Raw genomic sequence first — 1,159 nt, forward strand, 5'->3', positions numbered from 1 at the left:
CGACGCGTTCGACGTCGCGCTCGACGAGGTCGTGGCGGACCCGCCGCGCGCGCTGCTGGTGCGCGCCGAGGGCAAGCTCGTCTCCGGCGGCGTCGACGTGGCCCAGTTCCACGCCCGCACCTCGCAGGCCGACACCAAGGCGCTCTACGACCGGATGCTCGAGCTGCCCGAGCGGATCGCCGCCCTCGACGTGCCCACCTTCTTCGCGGCGCACGCCCTCACCCTCACGTGGGCCCTCGAGGTGGCGCTGGCCTGCGACATCGTCCTCGCGAGCGAGAAGGCGAAGTTCGGGCTCGTCGAGCGCGTGATCGGCCTGACCCCCACGATGGGCGGCACGCAGCGCCTGGCCCAGCGGGCCGGCGTGGCCCGGGCGAAGGAGGTCGTCTTCACGGGCGAGCTCTTCGACGCCGCCACCTTCGAGCGCTGGAACGTGGTCAACCGGGTGCTGCCCGTCGAGGGCTTCGACGACGCGGTCCTCGACGTCGTGCGGCAGGTGGCCGTCGGCCCCACGCGGGCCTTCGGCGCCGCCAAGCGGATCCTGCGGGTGCACGAGTCGTCGGGCGTGCCCGGTGCCGTCGCGGCCACCACGCGCATCGCGTCGGAGCTGTTCGAGACCGAGGACCTGCAGCACGGGATGGCCTCGTTCCTGGAGAACGGGCCCGGCAAGGCGACCTTCTCCGGTCGCTGAGCCGTCGCGTCAGGCGGCGCCGGGGGCGTCGGCCTCCGCGCGCAGCACCCGCGTGGTGCGACGCTCGGCCCAGAAGCTCACGAAGGGCACCGTGGCCAGGAGCATCGTCGTGACGGTGAACGCCGGCTTCCAGCGGTGACGGCTCGACAGCAGGGCGATGAGCACGAGAAGCACCATGAAGAGGAACCCGTGGACCTGGTCGATGACCAGGAAGACGTCCTGGTTGCGGCGCCACCACGAGCCGGGCTCGGTGAGGATCTTGCCGAAGAATCCGGCGAACACGACCAGCAGGTTCACGCCCACGACCCAGGCGAGGATGCGGTAGGCGACAGCGATGCGACTCACGGGGACAGGTTATCGACGGGCTGGTCGTCGGGCCGCTCCGGTGGTGCGGCGTCGTGGCGGGCACGTGCCTCGTCGACCTGGTCGCGGCACATCCGCCACCACATGACCACGGCGAACAGGCCGAAC

At 71.7% G+C, this 1,159-nt stretch carries 2 protein-coding genes; one reads left to right on the forward strand and one right to left on the reverse strand.

Annotation, left to right across the window (positions count from 1 at the left end; all coding sequences use genetic code 11):
• The first annotated feature begins 58 nt into the window (after nucleotides 1-58).
• Nucleotides 59-688, forward strand: a complete 630-nt coding sequence (locus ASF38_RS04855) for an enoyl-CoA hydratase/isomerase family protein (RefSeq protein WP_255353811.1) — start codon at nucleotides 59-61, stop codon at nucleotides 686-688.
• Between the two features lie 9 nt (nucleotides 689-697).
• Here the strand turns inward: ASF38_RS04855 and ASF38_RS04860 are convergent, their stop codons facing one another.
• Nucleotides 698-1,033 (reverse strand): DUF3817 domain-containing protein, encoded by a 336-nt coding sequence (locus ASF38_RS04860; RefSeq protein ID WP_055962534.1) that lies wholly within the window; start codon nucleotides 1,031-1,033, stop codon nucleotides 698-700.
• Nucleotides 1,034-1,159: the final 126 nt, after the last annotated feature.

Origin of the sequence: Aeromicrobium sp. Leaf272, from assembly GCF_001422865.1 — a bacterium.
Taxonomy (GTDB): Bacteria; Actinomycetota; Actinomycetes; order Propionibacteriales; family Nocardioidaceae; genus Aeromicrobium.